The sequence below is a fragment of the Bacteroides sp. 3_1_13 genome (genome assembly GCF_001185845.1).
Classification (GTDB): domain Bacteria; phylum Bacteroidota; class Bacteroidia; order Bacteroidales; family Bacteroidaceae; genus Bacteroides; species Bacteroides xylanisolvens.
In genome coordinates this window covers 2,266,348-2,283,693 of sequence record NZ_KQ236955.1, presented here as the reverse complement: position 1 = coordinate 2,283,693, position 17,346 = coordinate 2,266,348, and the positions used below count along the sequence as shown (strand labels likewise).

Here is a 17,346-nt window from a genome sequence, read left to right as displayed (position 1 = left end):
CAATTTAGATTGATCTTATTATTGAAGCATGAAGAAATTAGTTAACTATTGTTCGATTATTTTTCTTTTACTGGTGGCAACGTCGCAGGTAAAAGCGCAAAGTGTAGATGTAGTGATTCGTGAAAATGGAACTGAACGCAAAGAAAGCATCGACCTGCCTAAAAGTATGACATATCCACTTGACAGTCTGTTGAACGACTGGAAAGCTAAAAATTATATTGACTTAGGCAAAGATTGCAGTACAGCTGAAATCAACCCTTTATTCAGCGACTCTGTCTACATCGACCGCTTGTCACGCATTCCGGCTATCATGGAAATGCCTTATAATGATATTATCCGCAAATTCATCGATATGTATGCAGGACGCTTGCGCAATCAGGTTTCTTTCATGTTGAGTGCCTGCAACTTCTATATGCCGATTTTTGAAGAAGCATTGGATGCATACGGACTTCCACTGGAACTTAGATATCTCCCGATTATCGAATCTGCACTGAACCCCTCTGCCGTGTCACGCGCAGGCGCTTCCGGTCTGTGGCAATTTATGATTGGTACAGGTAAGATCTATGGCTTGGAATCAAACAGCCTGGTAGATGAACGACGCGACCCGATTAAAGCAACTTGGGCTGCCGCACGTTATCTCAAAGAAATGTACGATATCTATGGAGACTGGAATCTTGTGATTGCTGCTTATAACTGTGGCCCCGGTACTATCAACAAGGCAATCCGCCGTGCCAATGGCGAAACGGATTACTGGAAAATTTATAATTACCTGCCTAAAGAGACACGTGGTTACGTACCTGCCTTTATCGCCGCTAATTATGTGATGACTTACTATTGTGACCATAATATTTGTCCGATGGAAACAAATATCCCGGCAAGTACCGACACAGTACAAGTGAACAAGAATCTGCACTTCGAACAGATTGCTGATCTTTGCAACGTACCTTTGGATCAAATCAAGAGTTTGAATCCGCAATATAAGAAGCACATGATTCCGGGTGACAGCAAGCCTTATACTTTAAGACTTCCTATCGATGCTATCAGTACCTTTATAGATAAGCAAGACACAATTTACGCACATCGTGCCGACGAATTGTTCCGCAACCGAAAAACCGTTGCAGTAAAGGAAATTACCCCCTCAACCCGCAAAACGACAGCAGCTGTTGCCGGTAAAGGTAAACTGACCTACTACACAATAAAAAGTGGAGACACTTTGTCAACCATCGCCGGAAAGTATGGCGTCACAATTAAGGATATACAAAGGTGGAATGGAATGTCCAACACCAAAATTGCTGCAGGAAAACGATTGAAAATATACAAATAAATAGCTTCCTGCTTGCATCGTTCGGAAATTTGCTTATTTTTGCAGAACTAAGCAAGTGAAAGGATAACAATTATGGATAATCTGCCCCCTAAAGAAATAAGTGATGAAGAGATGATCAATCAGGCGTTCCACGAACTACTGAATGATTATCTCAACACTAAACATCGCAAAAAGGTTGAAATCATTACGAAGGCTTTCAACTTCGCCAATCAGGCGCATAAAGGTATCAAACGTCGTTCGGGCGAACCTTATATTATGCACCCAATTGCCGTTGCAAGTATTGTATGTAATGAGATCGGTCTGGGTTCAACTTCTATATGTGCGGCCTTGTTGCATGATGTAGTAGAAGACACTGATTACACAGTAGAAGACATTGAAAATATCTTTGGCCCGAAGATTGCCCAAATTGTGGACGGACTGACCAAGATATCCGGCGGAATTTTCGGTGACCGTGCTTCAGCACAAGCAGAGAACTTCAAGAAGTTACTGCTCACCATGTCGAACGATATCCGGGTAATTCTTATCAAGATAGCCGACCGTTTGCACAACATGCGTACCCTCGGTTCCATGTTGCCCAACAAGCAATATAAGATTGCAGGCGAAACGCTTTACATCTATGCGCCACTCGCCAACCGCCTGGGTCTCTATAAAATAAAAACAGAGCTTGAGAATCTAAGCTTCAAATATGAACATCCCGAAGAATATGCGGAAATAGAAGAGAAGTTGAATGCCACAGCTGCCGAACGCGACAAAGTTTTCAACGACTTCACTGCTCCTATCCGTACACAGTTGGATAAGATGGGATTAAAATACCGGATACTTGCCCGCGTAAAATCAATCTATTCTATCTGGAACAAAATGCAGACCAAGCATGTTCCTTTTGAAGAAATATTTGATCTACTAGCTGTCCGTATCATCTTCGAGCCACGTAACATAGAAGAAGAACTCAACGACTGTTTCGACATTTACGTTTCCATCTCCAAGATATACAAGCCTCATCCGGACCGTCTGCGCGACTGGGTGAGCCATCCTAAAGCAAATGGTTATCAGGCATTGCATGTCACCCTGATGGGTAATAACGGACAATGGATTGAAGTCCAGATTCGTAGTGAACGAATGAATGACGTTGCCGAACAAGGTTTCGCCGCTCACTGGAAATACAAAGAAGGAGGAGGCAGCGAAGATGAAGGAGAGTTGGAAAAATGGTTGAAAACCATTAAGGAGATATTGGATGATCCGCAACCGGATGCCATTGATTTTCTGGATACCATCAAACTTAATTTATTTGCTTCTGAAATATTCGTATTCACCCCCAAAGGTGAGCTGAAGACTATGCCGCAGAATTCTACGGCTCTCGACTTCGCGTTTTCCCTGCATACGGATATTGGCAGCCATTGTATTGGTGCCAAAGTCAACCACAAATTAGTTCCGTTAAGCCATAAATTGCAAAGTGGTGACCAAGTTGAGATCCTGACTTCAAAATCGCAACGTGTGCAACCGCAATGGGAAGTTTTTGCAACCACTGCCCGTGCCCGTGCCAAGATAGCAGCCATCCTCCGCAAAGAGCGTAAAGCAAACCAGAAGATAGGTGAAGAAATCCTTAACGAGTTTTTGAAAAAAGAGGAAATCCGCCCTGAAGAAACCGTTATTGAGAAGCTGCGCAAACTGCATAATGCCAAGAATGAAGAAGAACTGCTGGCCGCCATTGGCAGCAAAGCAATCGTCTTGGGAGAAGCGGATAAGAATGAACTGAAAGAAAAGCAAACCAGTAACTGGAAGAAATATCTGACTTTCTCTTTCGGCAACAATAAAGAGAAGCAGGAAGAAAAAGAGCCGCAAGAAAAAGAAAAGATCAATCCGAAGCAAGTGCTCAAGCTGACAGAAGAAAGTTTGCAGAAGAAATATATCATGGCCGAATGTTGCCATCCTATTCCCGGTGATGACGTATTGGGATATGTGGATGAAAACGACCGGATCATTATCCACAAACGCCAATGTCCTGTTGCCGCCAAACTGAAGAGCAGTTATGGCAACCGTATATTAGCAACAGAATGGGATACACACAAAGAACTATCTTTCCTGGTATATATATATATAAAAGGTATAGACAGCATGGGACTTTTGAATGAAGTCACCCAGGTTATCTCCAGACAACTCAATGTAAATATCCGTAAGCTAACCATCGAAACCGAAGATGGTATCTTTGAAGGAAAAATTCAGTTATGGGTACATGACGTGGATGATGTGAAAACCATCTGTAACAATCTGAAGAAAATACAGAATATCAAACAGGTGAGCCGCGTAGAAGAATAACATTGATCGACACATTCGTTATCGATCAACGTTATTCTACTCCCGCCCATCCAATTCGCGTTTAATAGCCAAAAGCTCTTCTTTTATCGCTTTCAGCTTATTTACAATCTCATAATTACGAACCGTAGCTTCTTTATTATCTTTCAAACGTTGCCGGGCACCGGGAAGTGTCATGCCTTTTTCTTTTACCAAATGATAGATAAGACCGATCGTTTCTACGTCTTCTTTGCGGTACTGACGTATTCCTCTTCCCGCTGTCTTAGGAGAGATTTGCGGAAATTCCTTTTCCCAAAAACGGAGCAATGACGGATTGACTCCGAACATATCGGCAACCTCTCCTATTGAATAATATAGCTTCAATTCTTTATCTGTATTAAGCATAGCACTCCTGTTTTAAGATTTTAATCGAATACTTTACCATGATTGGCTGCCAACTGAATCATCTTTTCATAATCTTCGGCACTCAAATCCATGAAATAATAATTGACCGGATTCACTACCTGCCCTTTCACGTGCACTTCATAATGCAAATGCGGGCCGGTACTTTTTCCTGTACTACCCACTTTTCCGATAATCTCACCACGTACCACTTTCTTTCCGACTTTCGTATTAAATCCCTGCAAGTGAGCATACCGAGTAAGATACCCGAAACCATGATCTATCTCAATAGTATTACCGTATCCGGTTTCCCATCCCACTTTCACCACTGTTCCGTTTCCGGTAGCATAAACATCCGTTCCCGGATGAGCAGAGAAGTCCATGCCTGCATGGAACTTTGTCGTACCATAAATAGGGTCGATACGTGTACCATAACCGGATGCTGTCTGACGAAGATCTTTATTCGAAATAGGCTGTATGGCCGGAATACATTTCAGCATCTCATCATGGTTCTTACACATATCAATCACATCATCGAAAGATTTCGACTGGATATAAAGCCTTTTGGAAAGCACATCCAACTTTTGAGTCGTATTCACCACCAGCTTGGCATTCGCCAAATCCATCAGTTCTTCGTAACGGTTCGTCCCGCCATAACCTGCCTGACGAATAGCCGGAGAAACAGGATCTGCCTGTAAAATCACCCGATACAGATTATCGTCACGTTGCTGAATATCCTGAAGCACCCCCATAGCGTCGTCCAAACGCCGGGAAAGCACATTGTACTGCGCCAAAAGACGGCTGTTTTCAATTCTTAATTCCTTCTCCGACGGAGAACCAAAAATCAAAAGCAATACAATAAAGCAACCTGCTCCCAACCCCATTCCATAGAAAAGCCGACGCAGGATACTAAGCGCACGCTGCCGTACGGTAGGGTAAATTCGATCATAAGTCTGGGTCTGTGGATTATAGATGTAGTATACTTTGCGCATCTTTTTGGAAATATTTCGCTTGTTAATACGGCAAAAGTAATAAAAACAAGCTATCTTTGCACAGTTTTTACGAATTTATGAGTTGTGATTTATGATTTATTGGGGATTCCTCCCCTCTCTCATATCCCACAGCCCATAATTCATAATTCATAAATCATAATTCTTCATTATATGTTGACTGCAAAAGAGATCAGAGATTCATTCAAGAATTTCTTTGAGTCGAAAGGACACCACATCGTTCCCTCGGCTCCGATGGTGATTAAAGATGACCCTACCCTGATGTTTACGAACGCGGGTATGAACCAGTTTAAAGATATTATTTTGGGTAACCATCCGGCGAAATACCAAAGAGTCGCGGACTCGCAAAAATGTTTGCGTGTAAGCGGAAAGCATAATGACCTGGAAGAAGTAGGACACGATACGTACCACCACACCATGTTTGAAATGCTTGGTAACTGGTCGTTCGGCGATTACTTCAAGAAAGAAGCGATCAGCTGGGCGTGGGAATATCTGGTAGAAGTCTTGAAACTGAATCCGGAACATCTCTATGCAACCGTATTTGAAGGAAGTCCTGAAGAAGGATTGAGCCGTGACGATGAAGCTGCTTCCTATTGGGAACAGTTCTTGCCGAAAGATCACATCATCAACGGTAACAAACACGACAACTTCTGGGAAATGGGTGATACAGGACCTTGCGGACCTTGTTCCGAAATCCATATCGACCTCCGTCCTGCTGAAGAACGTGCCAAGATCTCCGGTCGCGACCTCGTGAACCACGATCACCCGCAGGTAATTGAAATCTGGAACCTCGTGTTCATGCAATACAACCGCAAAGCAGACGGCAGTCTTGAGCCGCTTCCTGCCAAGGTTATTGATACCGGTATGGGATTCGAACGTCTTTGTATGGCTCTGCAAGGCAAAACATCCAACTACGACACAGACGTATTCCAGCCAATGCTGAAAGCTATTGCAACAATGTCGGGTACAGAATATGGAAAAGACAAGCAGCAAGATATTGCAATGCGTGTAATTGCCGACCATATCCGTACCATTGCATTCTCAATCACAGATGGTCAGTTGCCGTCTAATGCAAAGGCAGGTTATGTGATCCGCCGTATCCTTCGCCGTGCTGTCCGTTACGGATATACTTTCCTCGGACAGAAACAGGCATTTATGTATAAGTTGCTTCCTGTATTGATTGATAACATGGGAGAGGCTTATCCTGAACTGGTTGCACAAAAGACACTGATTGAAAAAGTAATCAAGGAAGAAGAAGAATCATTCCTCCGCACTTTGGAAACTGGTATCCGTTTATTGGATAAGACAATGGAAGATACCAAAGCCAATGGAAAAACTGAAATCAGCGGTAAAGATGCCTTTACTTTATATGATACATTCGGTTTCCCGCTCGACTTGACAGAGCTGATTCTCCGTGAAAACGGAATGACTGTCAACATTGAAGAGTTCAATGAAGAAATGCAGCAACAGAAACAGCGTGCACGTAATGCTGCCGCCATCGAAACTGGTGACTGGATTGTACTGAAAGAAGGAACTACTGAATTCGTTGGTTACGATTACACTGAATACGAGGCTTCTATCCTTCGTTACCGTCAGATCAAACAAAAGAACCAGACATTGTATCAGATTGTACTCGACTATACTCCGTTCTATGCAGAAAGTGGTGGTCAGGTAGGTGATACAGGTGTATTGGTGAGCGAGTTCGAGACGATTGAAGTGGTCGACACAAAGAAAGAGAATAATCTTCCGATACATATTACCAAAAAGCTACCCGAACATCCGGAAGCTCCGATGATGGCTTGTGTAGATACCGACAAACGTGCTGCCTGCGCAGCCAATCACTCGGCGACCCACTTGCTGGATGCTGCTTTACGTGAAGTATTGGGTGAACACATCGAACAGAAAGGTTCATTGGTTACACCGGATTCATTGCGTTTCGACTTCTCTCACTTCCAGAAAGTGACCGATGAAGAAATCCGTAAAGTTGAACATATCGTCAATGCAAGAATCCGCGCTAATATCCCATTGAAAGAATATCGCAATATTCCTATCGAGGAAGCTAAAGAGTTGGGAGCTATCGCTCTCTTTGGTGAAAAGTATGGCGACAGAGTTCGTGTGATCCAGTTCGGCACTTCTATCGAGTTCTGCGGTGGTACACACGTAGCTGCAACCGGAAATATCGGTATGGTAAAAATCATCTCCGAAAGTTCTGTTGCTGCCGGCGTTCGCCGTATTGAAGCTTATACCGGAGCACGCGTGGAAGAAATGCTGGATACGATACAAGATACACTTAGCGACTTGAAGGCTCTCTTTAACAATGCTCCTGACTTGAGAATTGCAATCCGTAAATATCTGGATGAAAATGCAGGATTGAAAAAGCAGGTAGAAGACTTCATGAAAGAGAAAGAAGCAGCTTTGAAGGAAAGACTACTGAAAAATGTACAAGAGATCCACGGTATCAAAGTAATCAAGTTCTGTGCTCCGCTACCGGCAGAAGTAGTGAAGAATATCGCTTTCCAACTTCGGGGTGAAATCACAGAAAACTTGTTCTTCGTAGCCGGAAGTACAGACAATGGCAAACCGATGCTGACAGTAATGCTTAGCGATAATTTGGTTGCTGGTGGTCTGAAAGCTGGTAATCTGGTAAAAGAGGCTGCCAAACTGATTCAAGGTGGCGGCGGTGGCCAACCTCACTTCGCTACCGCAGGAGGTAAAAATGCTGATGGACTACCGGCAGCAGTTGAAAAAGTACTGGAGCTGGCAGGAATCTAAGAATAAATAAAAGAGGCTGTCTAACAAGCCACAAAAAGAAATCACCCCTATCAGAGTTTGTTCTGATAGGGGTGAAATCGTTAAAAAGAGACTTATAGACAACCTCTTTTACGTAAAGACTTAAAATTAGACGCGTCTGAATAAATATACATAAGAAACTCCCTATTAATGTAGAAAAAAATAGTGACGGTATATGCACAGGATAGTGACGGTATCGCTAGCATATAGCGTCACTATTTGCATCGGATAGCGTCACTATTTTACAGAAGGGAATTCACCAACAACAATTTCGGCTTGAATCCCCTTTTGAATCCTCTATAAAAGCATCGGAAAAGGATACTTCCGACCCTCCCCCAAAACCAAACAAACCCGGTAAGAAATAGAAGTCTATTTGTCTCTTTCTAAAAATATTAGCTTATAATTTAGGCTTGTCACAGTTTTTTTCTACCTTTGTGACCAGATTAATTATTTTTCTTATCCTTCAAATAAATAAAATAAGTAATCACTAATACCTAAAGAATGATGAGAACACCTGCTTATCTATGCCTGCTGTTAACCTGCATGCTCATTTCTTGTACCCCTACGCAAGAAAAACACGAAATAGATTACACATCTTATGTAAATCCATTTATCGGAACAGACTTCACTGGAAACACTTATCCTGGTGCCCAAGCTCCTTTCGGCATGGTGCAACTTAGCCCGGACAACGGACTCCCCGGATGGGACCGTATCTCCGGTTATTTCTATCCGGACAGTACGATTGCCGGTTTCAGCCACACACATCTTTCCGGTACTGGAGCGGGAGATTTGTATGACATTTCTTTCATGCCAGTCACCCTTCCCTACAAAGAAGCGGAAACACCGCTTGGCATCCACTCTAAATTCTCCCACAAGGATGAAAGTGCTCATGCCGGTTATTATCAAGTACGCCTGACTGATTATAACATCAACGTCGAACTGACTGCCACCGAGCGTTGTGGTATCCAACGTTATACGTTTCCGGAAGCCCAATCTGCTATCTTCTTAAATCTGAAGAAAGCCATGAACTGGGATTTTACCAACGATTCTCATATCGAAGTTGTAGACTCCGTCACCATTCAAGGTTACCGTTTCTCCGATGGCTGGGCACGCGATCAACACATCTATTTCCGCACCCGATTCTCCAAGCCTTTTGAGAAAATGGAACTGGACACAACTGCCATCATCAAAGATAACAAACGTATCGGCACAGCTGTTATCGCCCGCTTCGACTTCAACACCAAGGAAGGCGAACAGATTCTCATAAACACAGCCATTTCCGGCACAAGCATGGAAGGCGCAGCCAAAAACCTGCAAGCCGAAGTTCCCGAAAACGACTTCAACAAATACCTCGCCGAAACGAAAGCAAACTGGAACCGGCAACTCGGAAAGATTGAAATAAAAGGCGACAACGAGAACGACAAAGTCAATTTCTACACCGCCCTCTATCATTCAATGATTGCCCCCACCATTTACAGCGACGTAGACGGAGCCTACTACGGTCCCGACAAAAAAATACACCAATCCGACGGCTGGGTGAATTACAGCACTTTCTCCCTGTGGGATACCTACCGTGCCGCCCATCCGCTCTTCACCTACACCGAACCGGAACGTGTCAACGACATGGTGAAATCCTTCATCGCCTTCTACGAACAGAATGGCCGCCTACCGGTGTGGAACTTCTACGGAAGTGAAACAGACATGATGATCGGTTATCATGCTGTTCCTGTTATTGTAGACGCCTATCTGAAAGGTATCGGCAATTTTGACGCAGAGAAAGCATTGAACGCCTGTGTAGCAACCGCCAACCTCGACAACTACCGCGGCATCGGACTCTGCAAGAAACTGGGATACATCCCCTACAACGTGACCGACCACTACAACGCCGAAAACTGGTCATTATCCAAGACACTGGAATATGCCTTCGACGATTACTGCATCGCCGAAATGGCAAAGAAGATGGGCAAGCAGGACATCGCCGAGACATTCTACAAACGTTCGCAGAACTACAAGAACGTCTACAACCCCGCCACCTCTTTCATGCAGCCACGTGACGACAAAGGCACCTTTATCAAGGACTTCAAAGCCGATGACTATACGCCACACATCTGCGAAAGCAACGGATGGCAATATTTCTGGTCGGTACAACACGACGTTGACGGACTGATAAACCTTGTAGGCGGTAAAAACAGATTTGCCGAAAAACTGGACAGCATGTTCACCTACCATCCGGCAGCAGATGCCGAACTCCCCCTCTTCAGCACGGGAATGATAGGTCAGTACGCGCACGGCAACGAGCCGAGCCATCACGTCATCTACCTGTTCAACTCGATAGGCTTCAGTGACCGGACTCAATATTACGTAGCAAAAGTAATGAACGAGCTTTACAAAAACGAGCCTGCCGGACTTTGCGGCAACGAAGACTGCGGACAGATGTCGGCATGGTACGTATTCAGCGCCATGGGATTCTACCCCGTAAACCCCGTCAGCGGAAAGTATGAAATAGGTACTCCCCTCTTCCCAGAAATGCAGTTGCACCTGGCGAACGGCAAGATTTTCACCGTACTTGCCCCCAACGTAAACAAAAAGAATATCTATATTCAGTCCATCAAAGTGAACGGACAGCCCTACGACAAGACCTACCTCACCCATGAGCAAATCATGGGCGGAGCTACCGTCGAGTTCGAAATGGGTGAGACTCCCAAGGCAATAGGAGTCATCTTTGAAGAAAAGAATCCATAAATAAAACCGAACTAAACTATCGAGAGAATGAATGAAAACTTCGATGTAACCTATCAGACGTTATTCCGCAGGTACTACCCCAGCCTCATCTTCTACGCCACCCGCCTGGTGGGCGAGGAAGATGCGGAAGATGTGGTACAGGATGTGTTTGTGGAGCTATGGAGACGGAAAGACAGCATAGAAATAGGCGACCAGATTCAAGCCTTCCTCTATCGTGCCGTCTATACCCGTGCCCTCAACGTTCTGAAACACCGGAACGTGGAAGACGGTTACTGTGCCGCCATGGAAGAAATCAACCAGAGGCGTGCAGAGTTTTATCAGCCGGACAACAACGAAGTGATTCAGCGGATTGAAGACAGGGAGCTTCGCAAAGAAATCTACGACGCGATTAACGAACTGCCGGACAAATGCAAGGAAGTTTTCAAACTCAGCTATCTTCACGACATGAAAAACAAGGAGATAGCCGACGCTCTCGGAGTTTCGCTCCGCACGGTAGAAGCACATATGTACAAGGCTTTGAAGTACTTGCGCAGTCGCCTCAATCCACTTTGGATAATTCTTTTCTTATTTTTATGGCAAGATTGATAAGTGTTTTTGCGTTCTGAATTGTATTATTAATATGAAGGAAAAGAAAATGAGTAATCTGAGTGAAGATATAATCAACAAATATCTGACAGGACAATGCACGGAAGAGGAACTCATCGAAGTAAATGCTTGGATGAAAGAATCGGAAGAGAATGCCCTTCAGTTATTCCGCATGGAAGAGATTTATCATTTGGGTAAATTCAATCAATATGCCGACGGGCAACGGATGGCACGTGCGGAAAAACAGCTCTACAGGAAGCTGGACGAAGAAAAAGGAAAACAGAACAAAATACTGCGTATGCATCGCTGGATGAGATACGCGGTTGCCATTGCTGCCATATTGGTCATCGGTGGCGGAGCCGGATACTGGTTCTATCAGAGCGGAACCGACCAGCAAATGATGGTTGCCGTTGCCAATGAAGGTATCGTGAAGGAAGTTGTCCTGCCGGACGGTACCAAAGTCTGGTTGAACAACTCGGCTATATTAAAATATCCGCGCGAGTTTTCCGAGAAAGAGCGCAACGTGCATCTGGAAGGAGAAGCCTATTTCGAAGTAACCAAGAACCGTCACAAGCCGTTCACCATACAGAGCGACGCCATGCGTGTACGTGTACTGGGAACAAGGTTCAACTTCAAATGCGACAAACGTTGCCGGATAGCGGAAGCGACACTGATTGAAGGTGAAATAGAAGTGAAAGGCAACAAGGAAGAAGGACAAATCATCCTCACCCCCGGACAGCGTGCAGAACTGAACAAGAACAACGGACGGCTGACCGTGAAGCAAGTGGACGCTAAGATGGATGCCGTATGGCACGACAACCTGATTCCATTCCAGAAAGCCGATATCTTCACCATCACCAAGGCCTTGGAACGTTTCTACGACGTGAAGATTATCTTGTCTCCCGACATCCAGTCGAACAAGACCTACTCCGGTGTACTGAAACGGAAATCGGATATCGAATCTGTATTGAAATCATTGCAGAACTCTATCCCTATTGATTATAAAATTGTCGGAAGCAACATCTTTATTTCTCCCAAATAAGAGGGATGAATCCGACGGAACTAAAAAGCTATTAACACCATGAAATTGAAAACATTCCTAATAGTAGGATGTTTAGGAGGAATATTCACACTTAGCTCCTGCACAGCCCCCACTAGCGTAAAAGACTATAGTGCTTATGTCAACCCTTTCATCGGGACAGGCGGACATGGACACACTTTCCCCGGAGCAGTAGTTCCCCACGGCATGATTCAGCCCAGTCCGGACACACGGATTGACGGTTGGGATGCTTGTTCGGGATATTATCATGCGGACTCCACCATCAATGGTTTCTCACATACACACGTCAGCGGTACAGGCTGTTGCGACTACGGAGACGTGCTATTCATGCCCACCGTCGGCAAACAGCAATATCTGACTACCGACCCTCAAAGCCAGACACTAGCCTATGCCTCTGCCTTCTCGCACGAGAATGAAACGGCAGAACCGGGCTATTATTCCGTATTCCTGGATACTTATCAGGTAAAAGCCGAAATATCAGCCACCAGCCGCGGCGCTATCCACCGCTACACTTTCCCCGAAAGCACCGAATCCGGTTTTATCATCGACCTCGATTACAGCCTGCAACGTCAGACCAACTCGGAAATGGAAATCGAAGTGATTAGCGACACGGAAATCTGCGGACACAAGAAAACTACTTATTGGGCGTTCGACCAATACATTAATTTCTACGCCAAGTTCTCCAAACCGTTCTCTTACACGCTCGTCACCGATTCAGTCACTATGGACGATGGCAAGCGGCTTCCTGTCTGCAAAGCGTTACTGCATTTCAACACGAAGAAGGACGAACAAGTACTTGTGAAAGTCGGTGTTTCCGCTGTCGATATAGCGGGGGCACGCAAGAATGTGGAGTCGGAAATCCCTGCATGGGGTTTCGATAAGGTACGCAAAGACGCACGCACTGCCTGGAACCAATATTTGTCGAAAATTGACATCACTACTTCCGACAAGGAAGATAAAACCATCTTCTACTCCGCCCTCTACCACACGGGCATCAGTCCGAACCTGTTCACCGACGCAGACGGACGTTACTTAGGGATGGACCTCGAAGTGCATCAGGGAGATACTGTCAACCCTGTATATACTGTATTCTCACTGTGGGACACCTTCCGCGCACTGCACCCGTTAATGACAATCATCGACCCCGATTTGAACAATCAATTCATCAACTCGCTGATAAAGAAACATCAGGAAGGCGGAATATACCCGATGTGGGATTTGGCTTCCAACTATACCGGTACGATGATCGGTTACCATGCCGTCCCCGTCATCGTGGATGCTTATATGAAAGGCTACCGTAATTTCGACGCGAAAGAGGCGTACAAAGCCTGCCTGCGTGCAGCCGAATATGACACTACCGGCATCAAATGTCCGGATTTGGTATTGCCGCATCTCATGCCGAAAGCCAAGTATTACAAAAACGCTATCGGCTATATCCCCTGCGACCGCGAAAACGAATCAGTAGCCAAAGCGCTGGAATATGCGTACGACGACTGGTGCATCTCTATCTTCGCGGAAGCTATGAACGACTTTGAATCCAAAGCCAAATACGAGCGTTTTGCCAAAGCATACGAATTTTACTTCGACAAGTCAACCCGCTTCATGCGCGGACTCGACTCGAAAGGCGAATGGCGCACACCGTTCAACCCGCGTGCTTCGACCCACCGCAACGATGATTATTGCGAAGGAACAGCGTGGCAGTGGACTTGGTTTGTGCCGCATGATGTAAAGGGATTAGTCAATCTGATGGGTGGCGAGGACGCGTTTGTACAGAAACTAGATTCTCTGTTCACTGTCGATTCATCGCTCGAAGGCGAAACGACTTCATCGGACATCAGCGGTCTTATCGGACAATATGCGCATGGCAACGAGCCCAGCCATCATGTTATCCACTTGTATAACTACGTAAACCGCCCGTGGAGAACTCAGGAGTTGGTAGACAGCGTTTACCGGAGCCAGTACGCTAACAGCATAGACGGGTTGTCAGGCAATGAAGACTGCGGTCAGATGTCTGCATGGTACGTTCTTAACTCTATGGGATTCTATCAGGTATGTCCGGGCAAACCGGTGTATTCCATCGGTCGTCCCGCTTTCGATAAAGCGGTAGTCAATCTGCCCAGTGGAAAGAAATTCAGCATTGTAGTTAAAAACAATACGAAAAAGAACAAATATATCGAAAGCATAATGCTGAACGGCAAAGTGCTGGATACTCCGTTCTTCAACCATCAGGACATCGTGAGCGGCGGAACGATAGAAATCAAAATGACTAACAAGCCTAACTATTAAAACACATTATGCCATGAAAAGACTATTACTAATAGCTTGTGTACTCAGTTGCACGGTCTTTGCCAAAGCCAAAGACTGGACACAGTATATCAACCCGCTGATGGGTTCCCAATCTACTTTCGAGTTATCAACAGGGAATACCTATCCCGCCATCGCCCGTCCCTGGGGAATGAACTTCTGGACTCCGCAGACCGGAAAAATGGGAGACGGTTGGCAATACACCTATACTGCCAATAAGATTCGCGGATTCAAGCAGACCCACCAACCCAGTCCGTGGATTAACGATTACGGGCAGTTTTCTATCATGCCTATAGTAGGCAAGCCCGTGTTTGATGAAGAAAAGCGTGCCAGTTGGTTTTCGCATAAAGGCGAGACTGCCACTCCTTACTATTATAAAGTATATCTTGCAGAACATGATGTAGTGACAGAAATGGTTCCGACGGAACGTGCCGTCCTTTTCCGCTTCACTTTCCCCGAAAACGACCATTCTTATGTCGTGGTGGATGCTTTCGATAAAGGTTCATATGTCAAAGTGATTCCGGAAGAAAACAAGATTATCGGCTACACTACACGCAACAGCGGCGGAGTTCCCGAAAACTTCAAGAATTACTTCATCATTGAATTCGACAAGCCTTTCACTTACAAAGCTACGGTAGCCAACGGCAATCTGCAAGAAAACGTTGCCGAACAGACAACCGACCATGCGGGAGCTATCATCGGCTTCCGGACACACAAAGGCGAACAGGTACATGCCCGAATCGCTTCCTCTTTCATCAGCTTCGAGCAAGCGGCTGTCAACATGAAGGAGCTGGGCAAAGATAATATCGAGCAACTGGCTAAGAAAGGAAAAGAAGCCTGGAATCAGGAATTAGGCAAAATAGAAGTAGAAGGTGGCAATCTCGACCAATACCGCACATTCTATTCCTGCCTGTATCGTTCACTGCTTTTCCCACGCAAGTTCTACGAACTGGATGCTGCCGGACAACCGGTTCACTACAGCCCGTACAACGGTCAGGTTCTGCCGGGATATATGTACACCGACACAGGTTTCTGGGATACTTTCCGTTGCTTGTTCCCGTTGTTGAATCTGATGTATCCGTCGGTCAACAAGGAAATGCAGGAAGGGCTTATCAACACGTATAAAGAAAGCGGATTCTTCCCCGAATGGGCAAGTCCGGGTCACAGAGGTTGCATGGTCGGTAATAATTCCGCTTCAATTCTGGTGGACGCCTATATGAAAGGCGTGAAAGTGGACGACATAAAGACATTGTACGAAGGATTGATCCACGGAACGGAAAGCGTGCATCCCGAAGTCTCTTCCACAGGACGCTTGGGATATGAGTACTACAACAAACTGGGTTATGTCCCTTACGATGTGAAAATCAACGAGAACGCTGCCCGTACACTGGAATATGCATACAACGACTGGTGTATCTACAAACTCGCCAAAGAACTGAAACGTCCGAAGAAAGAGATTAACCTCTTCGCCAAACGTGCCATGAACTACAAGAATCTTTTCGACAAAGAATTCAAACTGATGCGCGGACGCAACGAAGACGGTACATTCCAGTCTCCATTCTCTCCGCTGAAATGGGGGGACGCTTTCACGGAAGGAAATAGCTGGCACTACACTTGGTCTGTATTCCACGACCCTCAGGGACTTATCGACCTGATGGGCGGAAAAGACATGTTTATCACAATGATGGACTCCGTATTTGCCGTACCGCCTGTTTTTGACGACAGCTACTACGGACAGGTGATTCACGAAATACGTGAAATGACTGTCATGAACATGGGGAACTACGCACATGGCAACCAGCCTATCCAGCACATGATTTATTTGTATGACTATGCCGGTCAGCCCTGGAAAGCCCAATACTGGCTGCGTCAGGTTATGGACAGAATGTACACTCCGGGACCGGATGGTTATTGCGGAGACGAAGACAACGGACAGACTTCCGCCTGGTATGTATTCTCGGCATTAGGCTTCTACCCTGTCTGCCCGGGAACGGACGAGTATATCATAGGTGCCCCGTTATTCAAGAAAGCTACGCTCCACTTCGAGAACGGCAACAGTTTAGTGATTGATGCTCCGAACAACAGTAAAAAAAATTTCTATGTCAACTCGCTGAATGTTAATGGTACTGATTATACCAAGAATTATCTCCGTCACGAAGACTTATTCAAAGGTGGCACTATCAAAGTGGATATGGGTAACCAACCGAATAAGAACAGAGGAACGAAAGAAGAGGATATGCCTTATTCTTTCTCTAAAGAGCAATAATCCTTTCTCTATAAAATTGTCGCCATCCCGGTTTCAGCCTTCAGTTTCTTTCTGAAAGTAGCTAATCATCGAGATTCCGGCTGAAAGCGATAGCCTGAAAGCAAAGAAGTCTGCTTTCAGGCTATTGTTTTTGATTACTTTCCACTACTTTTTGAGATAAAGTATCATAAATGCCACTATAAGACCATTGCTATTCATCGATTTCACCAGATTCTCGAAATACCGATGAATAAGGAGATAGCGGGTGAAAGCAAGTGGCAAATTCCGGTAAAAACAGAACATTATCGGTTTCACCTTGTTTTTTCAAAAATATCGCTTGAGCCAAAAACAATATCATTATAGCCTCAAATCCGCAACTAAGCTCTTCAGCGTCCTTCTTGCGTCTAAACGTCCTCTCATCACTGAATTAGCAGATAAATTGAGGCTGAAATACCCACTTCTGCCCACAATATCCCCTTGCCCCACTATGCGACTTGAGGCAATACGCAGTATCATACCCATAAGTTGTAGGCGTTATCCAAAATCAGTCTGAAAAATATCTGCGTAAGCATTATTACAGGTATAGATATTCAGC

At 45.1% G+C, this 17,346-nt stretch carries 10 protein-coding genes; 8 read left to right on the top strand and 2 right to left on the bottom strand.

Annotated elements, in window-relative coordinates:
* Window positions 1-28: 28 nt before the first annotated feature.
* Together HMPREF9009_RS08215 and HMPREF9009_RS08210 are read left to right on the top strand one after the other, a co-directional pair.
* The gene (locus HMPREF9009_RS08215; RefSeq protein ID WP_008020625.1) at window positions 29-1,324 is read left to right on the top strand and encodes a lytic transglycosylase domain-containing protein; all 1,296 of its coding nucleotides are present in this window, start codon (window positions 29-31) and stop codon (window positions 1,322-1,324) included.
* A 72-nt stretch (window positions 1,325-1,396) separates the two neighbouring features.
* The gene (locus HMPREF9009_RS08210; RefSeq protein ID WP_015532345.1) at window positions 1,397-3,637 is read left to right on the top strand and encodes a RelA/SpoT family protein; all 2,241 of its coding nucleotides are present in this window, start codon (window positions 1,397-1,399) and stop codon (window positions 3,635-3,637) included.
* A 36-nt stretch (window positions 3,638-3,673) separates the two neighbouring features.
* Here HMPREF9009_RS08210 and HMPREF9009_RS08205 read toward each other — a convergent pair whose 3' ends face one another.
* Complete coding sequence (locus HMPREF9009_RS08205) at window positions 3,674-4,018, bottom strand: MerR family transcriptional regulator (protein ID WP_004301384.1); 345 nt, start codon at window positions 4,016-4,018, stop codon at window positions 3,674-3,676.
* A 20-nt stretch (window positions 4,019-4,038) separates the two neighbouring features.
* Window positions 4,039-5,007, bottom strand: coding sequence for a M23 family metallopeptidase (locus HMPREF9009_RS08200; protein ID WP_004305395.1), 969 nt, complete (start codon window positions 5,005-5,007; stop codon window positions 4,039-4,041).
* 171 nt (window positions 5,008-5,178) lie between these two features.
* Between HMPREF9009_RS08200 and alaS the strand changes: the two genes are divergently transcribed.
* The 6 genes from alaS to HMPREF9009_RS08170 all read left to right on the top strand — a co-directional run bounded on the left by alaS (window position 5,179) and on the right by HMPREF9009_RS08170 (window position 16,772).
* Complete coding sequence (gene alaS, locus HMPREF9009_RS08195; protein WP_008642071.1) at window positions 5,179-7,797, top strand: alanine--tRNA ligase; 2,619 nt, start codon at window positions 5,179-5,181, stop codon at window positions 7,795-7,797.
* Between the two features lie 522 nt (window positions 7,798-8,319).
* Window positions 8,320-10,557: a GH92 family glycosyl hydrolase gene (locus HMPREF9009_RS08190; RefSeq protein WP_049702304.1), complete on the top strand. Its 2,238-nt coding sequence runs from the start codon at window positions 8,320-8,322 to the stop codon at window positions 10,555-10,557.
* A 27-nt stretch (window positions 10,558-10,584) separates the two neighbouring features.
* The gene (locus tag HMPREF9009_RS08185; RefSeq protein ID WP_049701877.1) at window positions 10,585-11,142 is read left to right on the top strand and encodes an RNA polymerase sigma-70 factor; all 558 of its coding nucleotides are present in this window, start codon (window positions 10,585-10,587) and stop codon (window positions 11,140-11,142) included.
* Between the two features lie 34 nt (window positions 11,143-11,176).
* Entirely contained in the window at window positions 11,177-12,184 is a 1,008-nt protein-coding gene (locus tag HMPREF9009_RS08180; protein WP_049701876.1) for a FecR family protein, read from the top strand.
* Window positions 12,185-12,223: 39 nt separating this feature from the next.
* A complete protein-coding gene (locus HMPREF9009_RS08175) occupies window positions 12,224-14,488 on the top strand; it encodes a GH92 family glycosyl hydrolase (RefSeq protein ID WP_049701875.1) in 2,265 nt (754 codons plus the stop codon).
* A 13-nt stretch (window positions 14,489-14,501) separates the two neighbouring features.
* Window positions 14,502-16,772, top strand: a complete 2,271-nt coding sequence (locus HMPREF9009_RS08170; RefSeq protein WP_049701874.1) for a GH92 family glycosyl hydrolase — start codon at window positions 14,502-14,504, stop codon at window positions 16,770-16,772.
* The last annotated feature ends 574 nt before the right edge of the window (window positions 16,773-17,346 follow it).

Bases quoted from the DNA above. Each gene is read 5' to 3' on its own strand.
- HMPREF9009_RS08215 (WP_008020625.1), top strand. From the start codon at position 29: ATGAAGAAATTAGTTAACTATTGTTCGATTATTTTTCTTTTACTGGTG.
- HMPREF9009_RS08210 (WP_015532345.1), top strand. From the start codon at position 1,397: ATGGATAATCTGCCCCCTAAAGAAATAAGTGATGAAGAGATGATCAAT.
- HMPREF9009_RS08205 (WP_004301384.1), bottom strand. From the start codon at position 4,018: ATGCTTAATACAGATAAAGAATTGAAGCTATATTATTCAATAGGAGAG.
- HMPREF9009_RS08200 (WP_004305395.1), bottom strand. From the start codon at position 5,007: ATGCGCAAAGTATACTACATCTATAATCCACAGACCCAGACTTATGAT.
- alaS (WP_008642071.1), top strand. From the start codon at position 5,179: ATGTTGACTGCAAAAGAGATCAGAGATTCATTCAAGAATTTCTTTGAG.
- HMPREF9009_RS08190 (WP_049702304.1), top strand. From the start codon at position 8,320: ATGAGAACACCTGCTTATCTATGCCTGCTGTTAACCTGCATGCTCATT.
- HMPREF9009_RS08185 (WP_049701877.1), top strand. From the start codon at position 10,585: ATGAATGAAAACTTCGATGTAACCTATCAGACGTTATTCCGCAGGTAC.
- HMPREF9009_RS08180 (WP_049701876.1), top strand. From the start codon at position 11,177: ATGAAGGAAAAGAAAATGAGTAATCTGAGTGAAGATATAATCAACAAA.
- HMPREF9009_RS08175 (WP_049701875.1), top strand. From the start codon at position 12,224: ATGAAATTGAAAACATTCCTAATAGTAGGATGTTTAGGAGGAATATTC.
- HMPREF9009_RS08170 (WP_049701874.1), top strand. From the start codon at position 14,502: ATGAAAAGACTATTACTAATAGCTTGTGTACTCAGTTGCACGGTCTTT.